The sequence below is a fragment of the Streptomyces sp. NPDC023527 genome (genome assembly GCF_055560115.1).
On record NZ_JBVHJJ010000013.1, the window covers coordinates 42,399 to 63,389 of the forward strand.

General features: G+C 72.0%; 15 protein-coding genes. 12 read left to right on the forward strand and 3 right to left on the reverse strand.

Features of this window, described 5'->3' with window-relative positions; genetic code table 11:
* Window positions 1–435: 435 nt before the first annotated feature.
* The gene (locus ACZ303_RS24525) at window positions 436–1,581 is read left to right on the forward strand and encodes a L,D-transpeptidase family protein (RefSeq protein ID WP_467342394.1); all 1,146 of its coding nucleotides are present in this window, start codon (window positions 436–438) and stop codon (window positions 1,579–1,581) included.
* Between the two features lie 59 nt (window positions 1,582–1,640).
* Here the strand turns inward: ACZ303_RS24525 and ACZ303_RS24530 are convergent, their stop codons facing one another.
* The gene (locus tag ACZ303_RS24530; RefSeq protein WP_467342396.1) at window positions 1,641–3,881 is read right to left on the reverse strand and encodes a HelD family protein; all 2,241 of its coding nucleotides are present in this window, start codon (window positions 3,879–3,881) and stop codon (window positions 1,641–1,643) included.
* A gap of 312 nt (window positions 3,882–4,193) precedes the next feature.
* On the opposite strand from ACZ303_RS24530, the gene ACZ303_RS24535 reads away from it, so the two are divergent.
* On the forward strand, window positions 4,194–5,069 hold the full coding sequence (locus ACZ303_RS24535; RefSeq protein WP_467342398.1) for a universal stress protein: 876 nt from the start codon (window positions 4,194–4,196) through the stop codon (window positions 5,067–5,069).
* Between the two features lie 19 nt (window positions 5,070–5,088).
* On the opposite strand, the gene ACZ303_RS24540 is transcribed toward ACZ303_RS24535, so the two are convergent.
* Window positions 5,089–5,766: a CBS domain-containing protein gene (locus ACZ303_RS24540; protein ID WP_467342400.1), complete on the reverse strand. Its 678-nt coding sequence runs from the start codon at window positions 5,764–5,766 to the stop codon at window positions 5,089–5,091.
* A 173-nt stretch (window positions 5,767–5,939) separates the two neighbouring features.
* Between ACZ303_RS24540 and ACZ303_RS24545 the strand changes: the two genes are divergently transcribed.
* Together ACZ303_RS24545 and ACZ303_RS24550 are read left to right on the forward strand one after the other, a co-directional pair.
* Window positions 5,940–8,351 carry a glycoside hydrolase family 65 protein gene (locus tag ACZ303_RS24545; RefSeq protein WP_467342402.1) on the forward strand — a complete coding sequence of 804 codons (2,412 nt, stop codon included), beginning with the start codon at window positions 5,940–5,942 and terminating at the stop codon, window positions 8,349–8,351.
* A gap of 309 nt (window positions 8,352–8,660) precedes the next feature.
* Entirely contained in the window at window positions 8,661–9,407 is a 747-nt protein-coding gene (locus ACZ303_RS24550) for a lysophospholipid acyltransferase family protein (protein ID WP_467342404.1), read from the forward strand.
* Window positions 9,408–9,563: 156 nt separating this feature from the next.
* Here the strand turns inward: ACZ303_RS24550 and ACZ303_RS24555 are convergent, their stop codons facing one another.
* The gene (locus tag ACZ303_RS24555) at window positions 9,564–10,013 is read right to left on the reverse strand and encodes a hypothetical protein (RefSeq protein ID WP_467342406.1); all 450 of its coding nucleotides are present in this window, start codon (window positions 10,011–10,013) and stop codon (window positions 9,564–9,566) included.
* Window positions 10,014–10,338: 325 nt separating this feature from the next.
* Between ACZ303_RS24555 and ACZ303_RS24560 the strand changes: the two genes are divergently transcribed.
* The 8 genes from ACZ303_RS24560 (at window position 10,339) to ACZ303_RS24595 (ending at window position 20,755) form a co-directional block, all read left to right on the forward strand.
* The gene (locus tag ACZ303_RS24560) at window positions 10,339–11,751 is read left to right on the forward strand and encodes an MFS transporter (protein ID WP_467342408.1); all 1,413 of its coding nucleotides are present in this window, start codon (window positions 10,339–10,341) and stop codon (window positions 11,749–11,751) included.
* 35 nt (window positions 11,752–11,786) lie between these two features.
* Window positions 11,787–12,986: a ferritin family protein gene (locus ACZ303_RS24565; protein WP_467342409.1), complete on the forward strand. Its 1,200-nt coding sequence runs from the start codon at window positions 11,787–11,789 to the stop codon at window positions 12,984–12,986.
* Between the two features lie 184 nt (window positions 12,987–13,170).
* Window positions 13,171–13,668 carry a PaaI family thioesterase gene (locus ACZ303_RS24570; RefSeq protein ID WP_467342410.1) on the forward strand — a complete coding sequence of 166 codons (498 nt, stop codon included), beginning with the start codon at window positions 13,171–13,173 and terminating at the stop codon, window positions 13,666–13,668.
* A 6-nt stretch (window positions 13,669–13,674) separates the two neighbouring features.
* The gene (locus ACZ303_RS24575) at window positions 13,675–13,923 is read left to right on the forward strand and encodes an acyl carrier protein (RefSeq protein ID WP_467342412.1); all 249 of its coding nucleotides are present in this window, start codon (window positions 13,675–13,677) and stop codon (window positions 13,921–13,923) included.
* Window positions 13,920–15,632 (forward strand): AMP-binding protein, encoded by a 1,713-nt coding sequence (locus ACZ303_RS24580; protein WP_467342413.1) that lies wholly within the window; start codon window positions 13,920–13,922, stop codon window positions 15,630–15,632. Before ACZ303_RS24575 ends, ACZ303_RS24580 begins: the two co-directional genes overlap by 4 nt.
* Window positions 15,633–15,636: 4 nt before the next feature.
* Window positions 15,637–16,164, forward strand: a complete 528-nt coding sequence (locus ACZ303_RS24585) for a DUF6125 family protein (protein WP_467342414.1) — start codon at window positions 15,637–15,639, stop codon at window positions 16,162–16,164.
* A 103-nt stretch (window positions 16,165–16,267) separates the two neighbouring features.
* Window positions 16,268–17,506, forward strand: coding sequence for a cytochrome P450 family protein (locus ACZ303_RS24590; RefSeq protein ID WP_467342415.1), 1,239 nt, complete (start codon window positions 16,268–16,270; stop codon window positions 17,504–17,506).
* A 339-nt stretch (window positions 17,507–17,845) separates the two neighbouring features.
* Complete coding sequence (locus ACZ303_RS24595) at window positions 17,846–20,755, forward strand: nSTAND1 domain-containing NTPase (RefSeq protein WP_467342416.1); 2,910 nt, start codon at window positions 17,846–17,848, stop codon at window positions 20,753–20,755.
* The last annotated feature ends 236 nt before the right edge of the window (window positions 20,756–20,991 follow it).

A 20,991-nucleotide genomic window follows, 5' to 3' on the forward strand; every position in this document is an offset into this window, starting at 1 on the left:
GCCCTCGCGTCGGAGGTGCCGCATGGGGGACAGCCCCCGGATCGAAGGTGGGGAACGCCTCCATGGCGCTGCGTCACTTCACGGGAGAATCACCGGAGTGGGGGCGAGAATTCCTACGCCGAACGACCGACCGCCGAACGAGTCGGTGAGCTGACCCGCGGTGCGCGACGGCGCCCCCGGCGGCCCGCCCAGGAACGGGCGCGATCCGCCGGGGGCGTCGGTGCGGCGCGTCCGCGTGCGGCCGGAAAGGATGCAAGCCGCACAAACGTTTCCCTCTTCGCGCAACCGTACAAGCGTGCAGATCATCTCTAGCACTGTGACGGCTTCTTCCGTCGCGTGGAGGGGCGGCAGGGTCGCGGCCCGCCGCTTCTGTTCCGTTTGCTGGAAAGGTCGATGCACGTGTACGTCGGTTCGGGCCGTCGCTCCGTTCTCCTGGTGTCCGCTCTCCTGGGCTCGATGGCCCTCACGTCCTGCGCGGGAGGTTCCGGCGACACCGGCTCCGAAGCCGGGGCCGAGGCGAAGATCACCATCAGCCCGGCCGGCGGCAAGGAGGTCAAGCCCGGCTCGCCGATATCGGTGAAGGCCGACGGCGGGCGGCTCACCGAGGTCGAGGTGAAGGACGACAAGGGGAACAAGGTGACCGGCGCGCTGGCCGGTGACGGTTCCACCTGGACCTCGGACAGCAAGGCCGGCCCGCAGACCACGTACACCGTGCGCTCCACCGCGAAGGGCGGCAAGCAGGGCAAGGGCAAGGTGTCCTCCTCCACCGCCACGTTCAGCACCCAGCAGGTCTCGCAGCTCAACAAGCTCACCAACACCCCGAGCAACGGGCAGACCGTCGGCACGGGCATGCCGGTCTCGATCCTTTTCGACCACCCGGTGGACGCGGGCAAGCGCGCCGAGATAGAGAAGTCCCTGAAGGTCACCTCCCAGCCGCGGGTGGAGGGCGCCTGGGGCTGGGTGAAGGACTGGTCGGGCCAGGACCGCGTCGACTGGCGGCCCAAGGACCCGTGGCCCAGCGGGACCAAGGTCTCCGTCCAGGGCGCGCTGTCCGGCATCGACTCCGGCGAGGGGGGCATGTTCGCGCGGAACTACGCCTTCGGCTTCACCATAGGCGCCGACCACAAGGCCGTCATCGACGTCCCCGCCCACACCCTGACGATGTACGAGAACGGCAAGCCGGTCGGCGACATCAAGGGCTCCGCCGGCTCCCCCGTCGACCCCACCCGCGGCGGAATCCACACCGTGCGCAGCAAGAACGCCGCCGAGACCATGGACTCCGCCACCATCGGTCACGGCAAGGAGTGGATGCTGGACTCGCAGTGGGTCACCCACCTGACCGCCTCCGGCACCTTCCTGCACTCCGCTCCCTGGAACAACTCCCTCGGCGTGGAGAACAACAGCCACGGCTGCTTCGGCATGACCACCAGCGATGCCAAGAAGGTCTACGACTTCCTGCCCATCGGCTCCACGGTGGAGGTCAAGAACACCACCAGCACCAAGCAGACGGACGTCGGCAACGGCCTCGAGGTCTGGCAGGAGAACTGGCAGCAGTGGCAGAAGCGCAGCGCCCTGAAGTGACGCGGTGCCGGCGCTCTTCCCCGGTTCCCGCCTGACGGGGCCGGGGAAGAGCGGGCCGCCTAGGCGCCCCGCGCGGCGGGGGCCGCCGCCGGCAGCGTCTCCAGTCCGGCCGGCAGAGCGCCGGTGTGCACCACACCCAGCCGCTGCGTCGCCCGGGTCAGCGCCACATAGAGGTCGCTCGCCCCGAACTCCGCCGGCTCGGCCACGATCACCGTGTCGAACTCCAGGCCCTTGGCCTGCCGCGGATCCAGCAGCACCACGGGCCCGGTCAGGTCCGGGGCGGGGCCGGCGGAGGCGTCCGGCAGAGCGGCGGCCAGGGCTTCATGGCACCGGCGCGGTGCGATCACGGCGAGCCGGCACTCCGCGTACCGCTCGCGCGCGACGGCCTCGGCGACCGCGCCGGGCAGGTCCGCGGTCCGGTGCGCCCAGGGGCGTACGCCCGTCGAGCGGACCGAGCGCGGCGGTACATGGGAGGGGTCCACGGACCGGAGCACCCGCGCGGCCACCTCCATCAGCTCGGCGGGCGTGCGGTAGTTGACGCCGAGCCTGACGTGGTCCCAGCGGTCGCCGACGTACGGCGCGAGGGCCGTCTCCCACGAGCCGCAGCCGCCCGGCTCGGCGGTCTGCGCCGGGTCGCCGACCAGGGTCATCGAGCGGGTGGGACAGCGGCGCATCAGCAGCCGCCACGCCATCGCGGACAGCTCCTGCGCCTCGTCGACGATGATGTGGCCGAAGGCCCAGGTGCGGTCGGCGGCGGCGCGTTCGGCGGCGCTGCGGTGGTCGGCCTCCTCGTGCCGCTCCGCGAGCCGTTCCGCGTCGACCAGGTCGTGCGCGCCCAGCACCTCCGACTCCTCGTCGTCGCGGTCCTCGAACTCCTGGGTGCGGGAACCGTAGGAGAGGTCGAGCACGCCCTGCGCGTACGCGATCCGCTCCTGGCGCTCGGCCTCGGCGGCGGCGCGGGCCGCCGAGTCGTCCTCGCCGAGGAGTTCGGCGGCCTCGTCGAGCAGCGGAATGTCGGCGGGGGTCCAGTCGCCGCCGATGCGGCGGATGGCGTCCGCGTCGGCGTCGGGCAGGTGGACGGGGTCGGCGAGGAAGTCGGTGACCAGCGCCTCCGGGGTGCGGACCGGCCACAGTTCGTCGATGGCCGCGTGTACGGCGCGGCTGGCCGCGACGGCCTTGGCGAGCTGGGCGATGTCGTCGGGGCCGAGGAAGTTCGGCCCGCCGTACGGGTCCGCGCCGAGCCGGTCGGCCAGTTGCGCGGTCAGCGCGTCGATGACGTGGAACGCGAAGTACGGGCGGGCGAGGTTGTGGGGCAGCGCGGTCTCGCGGGCCCGGCGCCGCGCCTCGTACGCCATGGCGGTGTCCAGCCGCAGCTCGCCGTCCTCGTGGTCGATGGTGATCGCGGGGTCGGGGAGGGTCTGCTGGTCCCGCACGAACCGGGCCAGGGCCTCCGCCATCGTGGCCGCGCCCTTGATCTCGGCCGCCCGCGCGGTGTCGGTTCCGGTCGCGGTCACGCCGGGGAAGAGCTCGCCGGGGGTGGCGAGCAGCACGCCCGTCTCACCGAGCGAGGGCAGCACCTCGGAGATGTAGCCGAGGAAAGCGGGGTTGGGACCGACGATCAGCACGGCGCGGCGGGCCAGTTGTTCGCGGTGCGCGTACAGCAGGTAGGCGGCGCGGTGCAGCGCGACGACGGTCTTCCCGGTGCCGGGGCCGCCCTCGACGACGAGCACGCCGTGGTGCGGGGCGCGGATGACGCGGTCCTGTTCGGCCTGGATCGTCTGCACGATGTCGTGCATCCGGCCGGTGCGCGCCGCGTCGAGCGCGGCGAGCAGCACGGCGTCCGCGTCGGCGCCCTCGTGCCCGGTGCGTTCGGTGTCGGCGAGGTCGAGGATCTCGTCGTGCAGGGCGGTGACCCGTCGGCCGTCGGTGGTGATGTGGCGCCTGCGGCGCAGGCCCATCGGGGTGTGGCCGGTGGCGAGGTAGAACGGGCGCGCGACCTCGGCCCGCCAGTCGATGACCAGCGGGGTGCGGTCGGCGTCGGCGCGCCGGATGCCGATCCGCCCGATGTGGTGGTCACGGCCGTCGCGGAAGGCCAGCCGGCCGAAGCACAGGCCGTTCTCGCCCGCGTCGAAGGCGGCGAGCAGCCCGGACTGCTCGGCGACCAGGACGTCACGCTCCAGCCGTGCCTGGAAAGTGTTCCCGGCCGGCGCCAGGGCCTCCTTCATCGCCGTCTCGGCTCCGGTCCGCAGTTCGGCGAGGCGCTCGTACAGCAGGTCAATGAATTCCTGCTCGTCACGCATTTCCACGTTTGACAATTCAGCTCCCACCCGGGTATTATGGCCTCATAAAGCTTCTCCACGCCTTGAGTTGGACATTCGGGTTGGCAAGACCGAGCTCAAGACATGGAAACCTTCAATATACGCGGATAAACGCCTCGGACGTCAATACGGTCCGGGGTTTTTTCATTTCCGGAGGACGGAGCGCTCCGGACCGCGCCACCCTCCCCTGCTCTCCGGGCGGCACGGGTCCAGACTGGAAGCAGAGCCAGGAAGCAGAGGCCGAAAATCCCTCGCACCCGGAAATCGGCCCCCGAAGGGACGGAGGCGCTGGTCATGGATCCCGTCATCACGGTCGGTCTGGACGGTTCTCCGGAAAGCCGGGCAGCCGCGCTGTGGGCGGCGCAGGAGGCCCGGCTGCGCCGGTGCACGCTGCGGATGCTCCACGCGTGGATCCTGCTCTCCGCCACGGAGAAGGAGGGCACGGCCGAAAGCGACCGTAATTACTGGGCGAAGCGGATCGTCGACGACGCGCAACGCGAGGTCCACCAGCGCTGGCCGGACCTCCCGATCACCGAGGACCTCGTGGCGGAGGACCCCGGGCCGTCACTGCTGGCGGCCGCCGCGGAGTCGGAGATGCTCGTGCTCGGCTCCCGGGGCATGGGCCCCATCAAGGCGTTCTTCCTCGGGGACACCGGTCTGCACGTGGTCGCCCGGGCCGACCGGCCCGTGGTCCTCGTCCGCGCCCTGGAGGACACCGGCGCGGGAGAGGCGCCGCCGGCCGGCGAGGGCCCGGTGGTCCTGTGCCTGGGCCTGCACGGCCCCTGTGAGCGGCTCTTCGCGTTCGCCTTCGACGCCGCCGCGCGGCGCGGTGTCACCCTGCACGCCGTGCACGGCAGGAGCCTTCCCGTGCAGGCGTACGCCCCCTGGGGGGTGGATCCCGACATGGCGGAGGAGCTGGCGGGCGACGCCCGCAAGGAGCTCGCCGACGCCCTGCGTCCATGGCGCGAGAGGTTCCCCGGTGTGGACGTGATGGAGAGCGTCCATCTGGAGAGCCCGCCCCGGGCGATGGCGCAGGCGGCGGCCGGAGCCGGGCTGCTCGTCATCGGCCGCCGGCGCAAGCGGCCCCCTCTGGCGCCGCACATCGGCCCCGTGCTCCAGTCCGCCCTGCATCACGCCCCGTGCCCGGTGGCGGTGGCCCCGCACGAATGAGCACCCGCTGATTGCTCCGTCAACGACCGGGGGCGCCCGGAGCCGGCTGCCCTCCGGTCGCGTCCCGGTTCGTACGGTCGGTGACGGAGACGACGCCGTCGACGGACCGGCACAGACGCAGCACGAGCGGTACGAGCTCGGGCGGCTCGATCGTGCCGCTGAGCACCACCTGCCCCTGCTCCACCTCGACGCCGACCGCGGCGGGACTGACCCCCGTCACGTCGCCGAGGACGTCCTCCACGATCTCGGTGCGGATGGCCTTGTCGTCGCGGAGGAACACCCGCAGCAGGTCGCCGCGGCTGACCATGCCGGCCAGCCGGCCGTCGGCGGCCACCACCGGCAACCGCTTGACGTGGTGGGTGGCCATCAGGCGGGCGGCGGCCACCACGCTCTCGCCGGGCGCGATGCACACGGCCGGGCTGGTCATCAGCTGTCCGGCGGTGACCGCCGCGGGGCCGGTGGACGGCGGCAGGGGGTGGGTGCCGCGCTGGTCGGCCTGAGCGGCCTGGGTGTGGATCAGGTCCGCCTCCGAGACCACCCCGACCGGCCGGTCCTCGCTGTCGACCACCGGGACGGCGGTGATGTCGAACTCGGTCAGCAGGTTGACGATCTCGCGGAAGCCCGTCTCCGGTGCCACGCGGACGACCTCCGGGGTCATCACGTCCCTGACGGCCAGGTGCTGCATGTACGCGCTCATTCCCCGAGGTCACGGCGGCCGGGCGGCCGTCGTCGGTCCCCATCATCGCCGGTCCGGCGCAAGGAGCGCCGCACCGGTCACCCGGCCGGCCGCGGGCGCGGCGGCCCGCGCCGGAGTTCGCCGGCGGCCACTGTCTGATCTCCTGGTACGGAGCGAGGAAGCGAGGCCCCGCCATGTCCGACTGGACCTGGGAGTACTCAGGCTACGACCCGGCCGCCGAGCGGCTGCGGGAAACGCTGTGCACCCTCGGCAACGGCTATTTCGCCACCCGCGGCGCCGCCCCCGAGAGCACGGCGGGGCCGGTGCACTACCCCGGTACGTACGTGGCGGGCTGCTACAACCGTCTGGTGTCCACGGTGGCCGGGCGCGAGGTCCACAACGAGGACATGGTCAATCTGCCGAACTGGCTGCTCCTGCGCTTCCGCCCGCTGTCCGGCGACGGCCGGCCGGGCCCGTGGTTCACGATGGACACCTGTCGGATCCTCGATCACCGGCAGTCCCTGGACCTGCGGGGCGGCACGCTCGGCCGGTGGTCGCGATACCGGATCGCCGACGGCCGGGTACTGCGCGTGGAGCAGCACCGGCTCGTCCATATGGGCGACCCGCACCTCGCCGGGCTGCGGACCGTCTTCACCCCCGAGGGCTGGTCGGGGCGGATCCAGGTGCAGTCCGTCCTCGACGGCCGGGTGCTCAACGGCAATGTGCACCGCTATCGCGAACTGGACCGCACCCACCTGACGCGGGTGGCGACCGGCGTGACGGAGCCGGACACGGTGTGGCTGGGCTGCCGTACGCGCACGTCGGACATCGGCATCGGCATGGCCGCGCGGACGACGGTGTCCGGGCCCGCGCCCGCGTCGTCGCACAGGATCGCCGTCGGCCGGCGCGCCGTCCACCACCTGGAGCTCGTCGTGGCACCGGACCGGCCGACCACCGTGGACAAGGTCGTGGCGCTGCACACGTCCCGCGACCGCGCGATCAGCGACCCGCTGACGGCCGCCCTCGAACGGCTCGCCGTCGCCCCGGACTTCTCCGACCTGCTGCGTTCGCATGTCGGCGCCTGGGAGCGGCTGTGGCGCCGGGCGGACCTGCACGTGCCCGGTGAGGCCGGCCGGATCCTGCGGCTGCACCTCTTCCATGTCCTGCAGACCCTCTCGCCCCACACCGCGGAGCTCGACGCGGGGGCGCCGGCCAGGGGGCTGCACGGCGAGGCGTACCGGGGCCATGTCTTCTGGGACGAGCTGTTCGTCCTGCCGTATCTGAACCTGCATTTCCCCGAGGTCTCGCGGGCCCTGCTGGACTACCGCTACCGGAGGCTGCCGCAAGCGGTGCGCGCCGCTCGCCTGGCGGGCCGGTCGGGGGCGATGTACCCGTGGCAGAGCGGCAGCGACGGGCGCGAGGAGACGCAGCAGATGCACCTCAACCCCCGGTCGGGGCGCTGGCTGCCCGACCATTCACGGCTCCAGCACCATGTGGGCTCGGCCGTGGCGTACAACGTGTGGCAGTACTGCCAGGCCACCGGTGACTCGGAGTACCTGCACACCAGGGGCGCCGAGATGCTCCTCCAGGTCGCCCGCTTCTGGGCGGACCGCGCGGAGTTCGACGCGGTGGAGGGCCGGTACCGGATCCGTGGTGTCGTCGGCCCGGACGAGTACCACGACGCCTATCCGGGTGCGGCGCGGCCGGGCATCGACGACAACACGTACACCAACGTCATGGCCGCGTGGGTGCTGACCCGCGCCCTGGAGCTGACGCGGGAGCTGCCGGCCTGGCGCCGGCAGGAGCTGTTCGAGCGGGTGGGTCCGGACGGCCGGGAGCTGGAGCGGTGGCAGGACGTCTCACGGCGGCTGCGGGTGCCCTTCCACGGGGGTGTCATCAGCCAGTTCGAGGGGTACGGCGAGCTGGCCGAGCTGGACTGGGAGGGCTATCGCGGCCGTTACGGCGACATCCGTCGGCTGGACCGCGTCCTGGAGGCCGAGGGCGACTCCGTCAACCGCTACCAGGCGTCGAAGCAGGCGGATGTGCTGATGCTCGGCCATCTCTTCTCCCCCGCCGAACTCTCCGCCGTCTTCGGGCAGCTGGGCTACGGGCTCACCGACGGGATGTGGCGGCGGACGGTCGACTACTACCTGCGGCGCACCAGCCACGGTTCGACGCTCAGCGGGCTGGTCCACGGCTGGGTGCTGGCCCGGTCGCGGCGGGCCGACGCGTGGCGGTACTGCCAGGAGGCTCTCGAGGGCGATGTCGCCGACATCCAGGGCGGGACGACGGCGGAGGGCATCCACCTCGGGGCGATGGCGGGCACCCTGGATCTCGTACAGCGGGGCCTGACCGGCCTGGAGTGCCGCCGGGACGCGCTGTGGCTGGACCCGGTGGACCTGCCCCAGCTGTCGGAGTTCGGCTTCTCGATCCGCTACCGGGGCCACTGGGGCGTCGGTGTGACGCTGAAGGGCGCGGACCTGACCATCAGCGTCCCGGACTCGGAGGAGTCCGAGATCCGTGTCGTGCTGCCCGGCCACGAGGTCGGTCTCGCGCCGGGCGAGACGAGCACGTTCCGGCTCCGGCGGGGGCGGCGGAAGCGGTGAGATCCTCCGCCGGTGGCCGACCGGCCGGCGGGGCCGGGTCTCGTCGCGGCGTGCGGCGGGGCGGCGCCCACGGGATCCGGCCGCGCCATGGGCGGGCACGCGCCTTGGTCTTGGCGCGCACGGGCCGCTTCCACCGCGGATTCCGCGGCGGGCGGGGGCGATCGACCGAGGAGTGGCGGCACCGCGGCACCGACCGCCCCACCCGGACGGTGATCCTCACGTGGCTCAAGTGGCACTCTCCCGCTGATCGCTTGCGGCGATTAGCGTCCGTCGGCGCGGGGGTCGCTTACGGAGAGAGGGCTCACTGAGTTGTTCTACTACGTGTTCAAGACCGTCGTGATGGTGCCATTGCTGCGGTGCCTCTTCCGGCCGCGGGTCGAGGGGCTGGAGCACGTGCCGACCGAGGGCGCGGCGATCATCGCGGGGAACCATCTGTCGTTCTGCGACAGCTTCCTCATGCCGACGATGGTCAAGCGGCGGATCACCTTCCTGTGCAAGCAGGAGTACTTCACCGGGCGGGGCCTCAAGGGCCGGCTGACCGCGGCGTTCTTCCGGGCCGTCGGAGGGATCCCGGTGGACCGGTCGGGGATGGACGCCGCGCAGGCCGCGGTCAGGGAGGGGCTGTCCGTCCTGGGCAGGAGCGAGCTGCTCGGCATCTACCCCGAGGGGACGCGCTCGCACGACGGCCGGCTGTACAAGGGGAAGATCGGGGTCGCGGCCATGGCGATACGGTCGGGGGCGCCGGTGATCCCGTGCGCGATGATCGGCACCTTCGAGTCCCAGCCCACGGGCCGCCGGCTGCCGCGCGTCATGCCCATCACCATCCGCTTCGGCGAGCCCCTGGACTTCTCCCGCTACGCAGGACTGGACGAACAGCGCGAGGTCCTGCGAGCCGCCACGGACGAGATCATGTACGCGATCCTCAAGCTGTCGGAGCAGGAGTACGTCGACAGGTACGCGGCCGAGGCGAAGGCGGAACAACAGCCGCCGAACCTGTCCGACCGCTCCGTCACCCCCACCGTCACCGCCCTGCCGGTGCGGGACCGGGCGGCGTAGGTCCGTCGCCGGCCGCTCGTGGGGGCGCGGCCATGAGGTGCGGCACGTCGTCCTGCCGGCCGGGACCGGGCAGTGTCCGAAAAGGCGGGGCGGGAGACCACCGGGCACGGCGCGAAGCGCCCCCTCCTGGCCCCGGCCCGCCGAGCGGGCCTTCGCCTACTTCTTCAGCGTGTACTCGCAGAGGCCTTTCCTGCCCTCGTCGTTGTCCGCGACCTGCTTGCCGTCGACCGTGATGACGCACGTGCCGGCCTTGAGCATGCCGTCGGGTCCGCGTACCGATCCGGGCACGATGGACAGCAGGTGACCGACCGTCGGTTGCACTCCTTCGAGGGTGACCTTGGTCGTCTTCTTCCAGGGGAGGGTCACCTGCTCGGCGTGGTTGGTGTCCGAGACGTACATGATCTGCGTCGTTCCGGTGCCCTTCACTTCGAGGGTCACCTCATACGTCGCCTTCCCGCCCTGCGCGGCGGCCGGCGGCTTCGCGGCGGGCCCGGTGGCGTCGTCCTTCTTTCCGCCGCTCTTGTCGTCACCGCCACTGCCGCACCCCGTCAGCAGGGCGGCCAGCACGGCCCCGGCCAGCGGTATTCCGATGACTGACTTACGCATGTTTCCCCTCACGGACCACAACCGGCGCGGGGCCCTTCGCCCCGGCCGACCGCCGATCATAGCCTCGCGGCCGCGCCCGGCACGCGGGAGTCCGGAGGGTAGACGCGCTTCTCCCGGCGCGGGTTGAGCCGATTACCGAGAATTCGGCGCACCCGTACGGCGCGCGGGGGCGTGACGTCCCGGTTCCCCGATTTCCGGAATGCTTCCGGCCGCCCTCTCATGATTTATCGCGGCGGCGGGTGAATATACCCCTCCACGCGTCCCGAAGTGCCGGACGAAATAAAAAAGTTGTGATCTTACCACCCAGTCAACTAGCATCCAAGCCATGCTGACGTCGGGTCAATCCCGCCTCCTTTTATCGATCCTTTCGATCGCCGCGTTCATGGCCGGCCTGGATCTTTTCATCGTCAACGTGGCATTTGATGACATCGGGCGCGACTTCCAGGGCGAGTCGCTGTCGAATCTCTCCTGGATTCTCAACGGATACGCGATCATTTTCGCCGCGTTGCTGGTGCCGCTGGGGCGGCTCGCCGATCGGTACGGGCGCAAGGAGGGGTTCCTGCTCGGCGTCGCGCTCTTCACGATCGCCTCGGGGCTGTGCGCCGCCTCGAACTCCCTGTGGATGCTGGTGGCCTGCCGGGTCCTGCAGGCCGTGGGGGCCGCGGCCCTGACGCCGGCCAGCCTCGGGTTGCTGCTGTCGGTCTTCCCGCCCGAGCGGCGCTCGGGCGCGGTCCGGATCTGGTCGGCCAGCGCGGCGCTCGCCGCGGCCGCGGGCCCGGTCTTCGGCGGTCTGCTGGTCAGCGCGTCATGGCGCTGGGTCTTCCTGGTGAACCTGCCGATCGGCTTGCTGACCCTGCTCGTGGCGGCCCGTCGGCTGCCGTCCTCCCGCGACGAGACGCCGTCGCGGATGCCGGACCTGGCCGGCGCGGGCGTGCTGACCCTCTCCGTGGGGCTGCTGGCACTGGGCCTGGTGAAGATCGACGACTGGCCCGCGGTGCGGGTGGTGCTCGTCGTGGCGGTCGCCGTTCTGGGCGTCGCGGCCTTCTGGCTGCGCTCCAGGCGCCACCCGTCACCGGTGATCGAACCGGCGTTGCTGCGGGTGCCGGTGTTCGCCTGGTCCAACGCGACGGCGATCGTCTTCAGCGCCGCGTTCGCCGCGAACCTGCTGTGCGCGATCCTGTGGATGCAGAACGTCTGGGACTATTCCGCGCTGCGTACGGGTCTGGGCGTCGCCCCCGGCCCGCTCATGGTGCCCCTGGGCGCGATCGTGGCGGGCAAGCTGGCCCACCGGGTCCCGGCCGGGCGGCTCGTCGCCGTGGGCTGCCTGCTGTGCGCCGTCGGGGTGACGATGATGTGGCAGCAGCTGGCCCGGCAGCCCGACTACGCGGCAACCCTCCTGCCCGGCTGGCTCGTCGGCGGGCTGGGCGTCGGGCTCGCTCTTCCGACCATCCTGTCCACGGCCACCTCCGATCTGCCGCAGGAGCGCTTCTCCACCGGCAGCGCGGTGGTCAACATGAGCCGGCAGATCGGCAGCGTCCTGGGCATCAGCCTGCTGGTGGCGCTGCTGGGCACTCCGAGAACGTACGACGAGACCCATCAGGCCTTCGGGCATGCCTGGATCGCCATCGGCGTGTTCATGCTCCTGGGCGCATTGACGGCCATGGGAATGTCTCCCGTTCCGCGCCGGCGGAACGTGCCGTCCCGCACTCCGAACTCCGCACAAGGAAAATCCGCGTAAGGAAAAGCTGTACCAGAGGTCAAGGGGGAAGCCTCATGAACCGTAACTCCACCCGAATAGCCTACGTCGACTGCCTGCCCGGAATCCGGCCGGAGGGACAGCTGTCCCTGGCCAGGTTCGGCGAGATCACTCTCGACCGTCCGCGGCCGGACGCCTTCGAGCGCTATCTGCACGAGCTCGGCGAGGGCGACGTCCTCGCGGCGGTCTTCGTCGGCGGCAGCGGGGCCTCCGCCCCGGACGCCGTACGGAAACTGCGCAATCACCGGGCATTCGCCAAGACACGGGTGTACGTCGTCGGTGAGGGCGCGGGCGGCCGTGTACCCGGCTGGGCCGAGACGCTGGACGTCGAGGACATCCTCGCCCTGTCGGACTTCGACGGCTACGGATTCTCCGACAAGGCCGAGATCGGTATGCGCGCCTACCACTCGCTGGTCCAGGACGAGAACTACACCGACTACTACCTGGACATGACGTACAACAAGATCTTCGACTGGTTCGAGACCACCCGGTGGGACTGGAAGGAGCTCGACCTCGACCGGATGCGGCCGGAGATGCTCGACGAAGAGGAGATCGACTTCCTCACCGAGGCGGCGATCATCGAATTCGGCACCCTGCCCGGTGCCCACAACTTCCTGCGGGAGTGGGAGGGCGAGACCAGCTTCTCCTCCTGGGCGCTGATGTGGGGGGCCGAGGAGGCCCGGCACTCGCTCGTACAGGCCCGCTGCCTCGACCGGCTGGGCGTGAAGGTGCGCTCCAAGCACGCGCTGTACAAGCGGGAGCCGTATCCCATCGGCGACACCCGCGCCGGCACGCTCATGATGAACATCATCTCCGAGTGCCGGGCGGCCGAGCTGTACAAGGCGCTCGCGACCGACACCACCGAGCCGGTCATCAAGCGCGTGTGGAAGCTCCTCGGCCGTGACGAGTCCCGGCACGCCAGGGCGTTCTACGTCTTCACGCAGGAGCTGTGCGACGGCAGCAAGGAGAGCCAGGTCGCGGCCCTGAAGATGGCGTATGTCTGGCTGGCCGACCGCAGCCAGGGCATCAAGCACCCGGCCGGCCACTTCTATCCGCACTCGACCTCCGCCGGCGGCATCCGGCGGATCGAGACGGTCGAGGCGGGCGCGACGGACGCCGCCGACGAGAAGGTCCTGTCGATGGTGCGCCGGCTGGCGGAGGACGACAGCATCGAGTCGTCGACGGACATCAAGAGGAAGCTGCGCACGCTCATCTGACGGCCCCGGCCCGGACGGGGCCGGAGCCGCCGGGGATCCCTCGGCGGCTCCGGTCCGGCGGGCGGGCGCCGATGTGCCGGAAAGGTCCGACGGGGGAAATGAACAGCGGATACCAGTACGTTCCGAGCCGGTTCTTCTCGTCGATCCACAGCACGACCAACGGAACCGACGTGAGGAGCCCGGCGTGCCCGAGCCCATGACAGCAGAGACCGAATCCCATTGCTTCGGATGCGCCCCGAGGAACCCCATCGGGCTGCGCCTGGATTTCGAACGCCACGGTGACGTCTTCACCACGCGCGTCAAACTCGGGGTGGATTACGAGTCGTTCCCCGGGGTCGTCCACGGCGGCATCGTCGCGTCGATCCTGGACGAGACGCTGGCCCAGGCCGTGTACCGCTCGGGCCGCGTCTCCGCCTTCACCACCGGCCTGCGGATCCGTTACGCGCGGCCGATGGAGACCGACACCGAGCACACCGCCTACGCCGAGATCGTCAAACGTGACGAGATCTCGGTGCGGGCCACCGGCCGGGTGGAGACGGGCGACGGACAGACGGTCGCCGTGGCGGACGGCACGTTCTACCTACTGACCGACGACGCGCTCGGGCAGAACTCCGAGCGCATTCCCAGGGAACTCATCAAGGTGCTGCGTGCCGCCAACGGTCCGGCACCACAGGGGGATTGATCACACATGGACACCCGTGCGCGCGTCCGCGCCATCATCAGCAAGCAGTTGTCCGTGCCGGAGTCGGAGCTCACTTCGGACCGGCACTTCCGCGCCCTTCCGAACGTCGACTCGATGCGCATCCTGCAGATCATCCTGGAGACGGAGAAGGCGTTCGACATCGAGATCGACGACGACGCCACCTTCCGGCTGCAGACCGTCGGCGAATTCCAGGACCTGGTCGAGCGGCTGTGCCGGCAGGGAGCCGCCACGTGACCCTGACAGCGGCGCTCAGGGATGTGGCGGAGCGCGGCACCGGGCACGGCATACGCCTGTTCCGCGGGGACCGGGAACGGGAGCGTGTCGGTTTCGACGAGCTCTACGACCAGGCGGGCCGGCTGGCGTGCGGTCTGCTGGAACGCGGGGTCCGGCCGGGTGAACGGGTGGCCATCGCGCTGCCCACCTCGATCGACTTCGCCCGCGCCCTGTTCGGTGTGCTCGCGGCGGGGGCGGTGCCGGTACCGGTGCCGCCCCCGGCCCGGTTCGCGTCACTGGAGATCCACATGCGGCGCATCGTCATCGCGATGCGCCAGTCGAAGGTGCGGGTCGTGCTGTCCGACGCGGCGCTGGGCAGCCTGCTGGGGCCGGTGCTGGACGGTGCGAGCGGGGGTGACGGCGCGGAGTTCCGCGTCCTGGACATCGCGACCGTTCCCGCCTCGGCCGCGGTCCACGCCGAGGTGGCCCCGGACGCGCCGGCGCTGGTGCAGTACACCTCCGGCACCAGCGAGGACCCCAAGGGCGTGGTGCTCAGCCATGCCAATCTGCTGGCGAACGTGGAGGCGATCACCAAGGGGATCGGCCTCACCGACGCGGACGTCGGCTGCTGCTGGCTGCCGCTGTTCCACGACATGGGCCTGATCGGTGCGCTGCTGTCGGCGGTGCTGGCCGGCGCGGACACCCTCCTGATGCCGCCGGAGGACTTCCTGCGCGACCCCGGGCGGTGGCTGCGCGTCATCAGCCGCCACCGGGTGACGCTCAGCGCCGCGCCCAACTCCGGTTATCTCCACGCCCTCCGCAAGGTCCCCGCGGAGGCCGTACGCGAACTCGACCTCTCCTCCTGGCGGCTGACGCTCAACGGCGCCGAACCGGTGGACGCCGAGTTGATGCGGCGGTTCGCCGCGCACTTCGCCCCGGCCGGCTTCCGCCCCACGGCGTTCCTGCCGGTCTACGGGCTCGCGGAGGGCACGCTCGCGGTCACCATCCCGCCCACCGGACGGGAGGTGAGGACCGTCTGGGTGCGGCGCGACATGCTCGGCGAGGGCATCGTGGAGTTCGGCGACCGGGACAGCGGTCTCTGCCGGGAGATCGCCTCGGTGGGGGTGCCGGTCACCGGCACGGAGGTCCGGCTCGTGGGCGAGGGCGGCGGTGTGCTGCACTCGGAGGCCGCGGTGGGCGAGATCCACATCCGCGGCGCCTCGGTGATGCGCGGGTACGAGGCCAATGAGCCGGCCACCCGGGCCACCGTCCACGACGGTGGCTGGGTGTCCACCGGTGACCTCGCCTTCCGGAAGGACGGCGAGTTGTTCATCGCCGGCCGGAAGAAGGAAATGATCATTGTCTTCGGCCAGAACCACTACGCCAGTGACATCGAATCGGTCGTCGGCCGGCTGCCGGGGGTGACGAATCACGGCGTTCTCGCGGCGGGCGTGCCGTTCGCGGACGGTGACGGTCTGGTCGTCATGGTGGAAACCAGGGAAACCGAGCCGTACGCTCGGTCCGAGCTCGTCGCACGCGTACGGTACGCCGTCTCCAGCGAGCTGGGCATCACACCCCGGGAGGTCGTCCTCGTGCGCAAGGGCCGGCTGCCGCGTACGTCGAGCGGGAAGCTGCTGCGGCACGGAGCCCAGGCCCTCTATCAGCAGTGGGCCTCCGCCCCGCCCGGCACGGACCCGCCTTCCACCACCGATCGAGCCACCGTGGAGTAGGACGATGACCGCAGATCCCCATGGCCCGGCCCCGCTGACCGCCACGGAGAGAGAGGAGCTCCTGCGGCGGTCGTGGATGGCCACCGACGGCCTCTGGTACTACCAGACCGCCCAGGCCCGAGGCATCGACGGCGCCAACGAGGCCAATATCCAGGTCGTCCGCGAGTTCGGCCGCCAGGAGATGCGGCGGCTCATGCGCGGCCTCGGCATCACCAAGGTCGAGACCGTCGAGCAGTACCGGACGCTCTTCGCCACCGCCGTGGACCTCTACCTCGGCTCGCTGTTCGAGGCGGAGGAGTCCATCGACGGTGACACGCACACCATGGACGTGAACGTGTGCTTCGCGTACAAGGGCGTGAAGAAGGCCGGCATCGACAAGGTCTACCACTGCGGTCCCGGCGAACGCCTCACCGGCTGGCTGCAGGCCATGGACATGCCCACCGCGCTCGATCCGGCGGTGGGGCTGTGCCAGATGGCCCACACCGGACGCTGCTCGTACCGGCTCAAAGTCGTCCTGCCGTCCGGAGATTGACGTCCGTCCCGGGGTGCGCCGCGGCTACTCGGAGCCGGTCGCGCGGACCCCGGGCGGCCTCCCGGCCGGACCTCGCCCCGACCGGCTCCACCTGGGAGTTCTCATGGGTGAGTCCCGGCACGTATCCGCCCGGCGCGTTCCCGTGCGCCTCTCGCCGGAAGGTATCGACCAGCACGGCGAGAACGCCCGGCTGAGGGCGCTCGGAGCGGCGGTGGAGGTGGAGCTGCCGGACGGCGTCACGGCATGGGCGATCACCCGTCACGAGGAGCTGCAACGCCTCCTGGGCGACCCGCGCGTCGTCAAGGACCTCGGTCACTGGGCCGCGTGGGAGCGCGGCGAGGTGCCCGACAGCTGGCCGATGCTGAGCTTCGTGTCGGTCCGGGCCATGACCGCCACCGACGGTGCGGCCCACCGCCGCCTGCGCGGCCTGGTGTCCCAGGGCTTCACGGCCCGCCGCATCGAAGCGCTGCGGCCGCGCGTCCGGCATATCGTCGGGGAGCTGCTCGACGGCCTCGCCCCGGACGCCCCCGGCCCGGTGGATCTGCGCGAGCGGTTCTCCTATCCCCTGCCGATCGGCGTGATTTGCGAGCTGCTCGGCATACCCGAGGAGCGCCGCGAGGAGCTCCACGCGCTGTCCGCCGTCATGACCGACACCACCATGGACCGGGAAGGGGTCCTGTCGGTGCAGCGCTCGATGTACGCCGGGCTCGGTGCCCTGATAGCCGCCAAGCGCGAGAAGCCGGGCGACGACCTGACGAGTGATCTGATCGCCGCCCGGGAGGCGGGCGACCGGCTCACCGAGGAGGAGCTCGTCGGGACCCTGCTGCTGATGTTCGTCGCGGGCCACAACACCACCCTCAATCTGATCACCAATGCCGTACGCGCCCTGCTCACCCACCCCGACCAGCTGGCCCTGGCCGTCAGCGGCGCGCGGCCGTGGAGCGCGGTGACCGAGGAGACCCTCCGCTGGGACGCCCCGGTGGGCCGGTTCCCGCTCCGCTTCGCCGTGGAGGACATCGAGGTCGACGGCACGGTGATCCCGAAGGGCGACGCCATCCTCGCCGCCTACGGCGCCACCGGACGCGACGAGACCCTGCACGGCCCGGACGCCGGGGAGTTCGACATCACCCGGGCCTCCTCCCGGCACCTGGCCTTCGGCCACGGTCCGCACTTCTGCCTCGGCGCCTCGCTGGGCCGTCTGGAGGTCGAGGTCGCGCTGCCCGCCCTCTTCGGCCGCTTCCCCGACCTGGCTCTCGCCGTGCCCGCCGGGGAGCTGCCCCCGCTGCCGTCCATCGTCAGCAACAGCCCGCGCGCCCTGCCGGTGCTGCTCACCCGGGACTGACGGGAGACGGGTTCCGCGCCGCATGGCACTGGTGGCATCAAGTCGGCCGCGTCACCGTGTTGTTCGGTGTTTTCTGTTCGGTGCCGCTCCCCCGACACCGAACAACCGCCTCGCGGTAGACATGGGGTATCCGGCCGTTCCGCCGGGAGGAGCCGACGGGAGGAAGCCATGCCGCGGAACCACCGGCGGGACACCGGAGACCATGTGCCGCCCGGTCCGGGTGCGGGGGCCCGGATGTGAGCGTCACGGGGTGGCCCCGGGGCGCCGGTCGTCCCGGGGCGCACTGGTGCGGTTACGAGGCTTGAGGAAACATGGCGGCGGTCGGGGAGGTGGCCGCCAGTGCCTCGTGGGGAGCGTCCGCTGGACGCGGGAGACAGCCCGCTGCTGCGGTTCGCCGCCGACCTGCGCCGACTGCGGCAGAAGGCGGGGAACCCGACCTACCGTGCCCTGAGCGACCGCGCCCACTACTCCATCGCCACGCTGTCGAGCGCCGCGGCCGGGCGGAGCCTGCCCACCCTGGCCGTGACCCTCGCCTATGTGCGCGCCTGCGACGGCGACCCGCGGGAGTGGGAGCGCACCTGGCACGCGGTGGCCGGCGAGCTGGCCGCCGCGGCCCCGGCCGCCGAGGAGGGAGGCGTCGCCGTGCGGGGTGACGACCGCCCGCCGTACGCGGGACTGGCGCCCTTCCAGGCCGAGGACGCCGACTGGTTCTTCGGCCGTGAGCGGCTCGTGGACGATCTGGTGGCCCGGCTGGCGGCCCGGCGGTTCGTGGCGGTCTTCGGCGCCTCGGGGTCCGGCAAGTCCTCCGTGCTGCGGGCCGGTCTGCTGCCCCGGCTACGGACCGGCGGGCCCCCGCGGACCGCTCTGGTGTTCACCCCCGGATCCCGGCCGCTGTACGAGTGCGCGAGCCGGCTCGCCGGCCTCACCGGCGACGCCGTCGAGGAGCCGGCCCGCGAGCCGGCCGCCGACCCGCTCGGCCTGCGCCGCGCGGCGTCGCGGGCCCTGGCCGGGCAGCCGGACGAGGCCGAAATGGTCCTGGTCGTCGACCAGTTCGAGGAGCTCTTCACCCAATGCTCGCGGCAGGACGAGCGCGTGGCCTTCATCGGCGCCCTCCTGGCGGCCACCCGGAACCCGGACAGCCGCTGCCGTGTGGTGATCGGCGTACGCGCCGACTTCTACGCCCACTGCGTCCGCCACCGGGACCTCAGTGACGCCCTGAGCGACGCGCAGGTGTCCGTCGGCCCGATGAGCGCCGAGGAGCTGCGCGGCGCGATCCTGCGGCCCGCCGCGCGTGCGCGGCTCAGCGTGGAGGGCGCGCTGCTCGCGACGCTGATGACGGACGCCCACGGCCGGCCGGGCACGCTGCCGCTGCTCTCGCACGCCCTGCTGGAGACCTGGCGCCGGCGGCGCGGCCACGCCCTGACCCTGACCGCGTTCCAGGCCGCCGGTGGGGTCGAGGGCGCGCTGGCCCAGACGGCGGAGGAGGTGTACGCCTCCTTCGACGCCGCGCAGCGGGCGGCGGCCCGGCAGGTCTTCCTGCGGCTCACCGCCCTCGGTGAGGGCACGGAGGACACCAAGCGGCGCCTGGCCCGTGACGAGCTGGACTCCCTGGCCCACGACCCGCCGGCCGTCGCCGTCGTCCTGGAGCGGGCCGCCCGCGCACGACTGGTCACGCTGGACCGGGAGCGGGCCGAGATCACGCATGAGGCGCTGATCCGCTGCTGGCCCCGGCTGCGCGGCTGGCTCACCGAGGACCGGGACCGGCTGCGGCTGCACCGCCGGCTCACCGAGGCCGCCCAGCAATGGCGTTCGCTGGGCGAGGACCCCGGCGCCCTGTACCGGGGGGTGCGCCTGTCGATGGCCCGGGAGCTCGCGGAGTCGGACGACGGCTCCCTGGCCGAGCCGGAGCGTGCCTTCCTCGACACCAGTCTGGCGGTGGAGGCCGCCGAGACGGCGCGGTCCCGGCGGGCCGCCAGGCGGCTGCGGCATCTGGCGACGCTGCTGACGGTACTGCTGCTGGTGGCCGTCGCGGCGGCGGCGTACGCCGTCCGGGCCGAGGACACGATGGCGCGGCAGCGCAACAACGCCCTGTCCCGGGACGTCTCCGGCGAGGCGGTCGCGCTGCGCCACGCCAACCCCGCGCTGGCCGCGCAGCTCGCCCTCGCCGCGTACCGGCTCGACCCCACCGCGCAGGCGCGCGACGGCCTGGTGTCGACGATGACCACCGAGCTGACGGGACACACCCAGTGGCTGAGCTCGGTGGCGCTGGCGCCGGACGGCCGCACCCTCGCCACCGGGAGCTTCGACCGGACGGTACGGCTGTGGGAGCTGGGCGACCGCGGTCGCCCCGACGCGCTGACCACGATCACCGGGCACACGGACACCGTGACCTCGGTGGCCTTCAGCCCGGACGGCCGGCTGCTGGCGACCGCCGGCCGCGACCGTGCCGTACGCCTGTGGAACGTCACCGACCGGCGCCGACCGGCGTTGGTGCGTACGCTCACCGGTCACCGGGACACGGTGTTCTCCGTGGTCTTCGCGCCGGACGGCCGCAGTCTCGCGACGGGCGGCTACGACCACACGGTCCGGCTGTGGGACGTCACCGACCCGGCCACCGCCGCCGAGGCGGCGACGCTGAAGGGCCATGACCTCAACGTCAAGCCCGTGGCGTTCAGCCCGGACGGGCGGACGCTGGCGTCCGGCAGCGACGACCGGACCGTACGGCTGTGGGACGTCACCGACCGGCGGCGCCCCGTCGAACTGGCCGTCCTCACCGGTCACCGGGACTTCGTCGATGCCGTGACGTTCGGACCGGACGGGCGGACGCTGGCCTCCGGCAGCGACGACCGCACCGTACGGCTGTGGGACGTCCGCGACCGGCGGCGCCCCGCCCAGCTGGCCGTGCTCACCGGCCACGCCGACGTGGTCACCTCCGTGGCCTTCGCCCCGGACGGGCGGACCCTGGTCTCCGCCAGCGACGACCGCACCGCCCGCCTGTGGGACGTGGAGGACGTGCGCCGCCCGGAGTTGCGGACCACCTTCACCGGCCATGTGGGTGCGGTCAACGCCGTTCTCGTCCTCCCCGAAGGGCGCCGGATCGTCACGGCCAGCGCGGACCACACCGCGCAGATCTGGGAGACCGACCCCCGGCGCGCGATGCGGCGCGCCTGCCGAAGGGCCCGGCCGGCCATCACCCGCACGGAGTGGTCGCACTATTTCCCCGGCATCGCCTACCGGCCACCGTGCTGACGGCCTCCGCCACGGCGTCCGCCCTCGTGGTCGGTGAGGACGCGGCCCTCGACCATGGCGCGCCGCTCACCGCTTCGCCCTTCCGGCGAGGGCCCGCGGCGCGGCCCCCACCCGACGTCGCGGCCGTGATGTGCGCCACACCGCCGACCGGTCGGTGCGCCGCGTTCCCGTACGGCGCTTCCGCGCCCGGCCCGAGGGGGACGGCGGCGGCAGGCGCCGATTACCCCCAGGGGCGC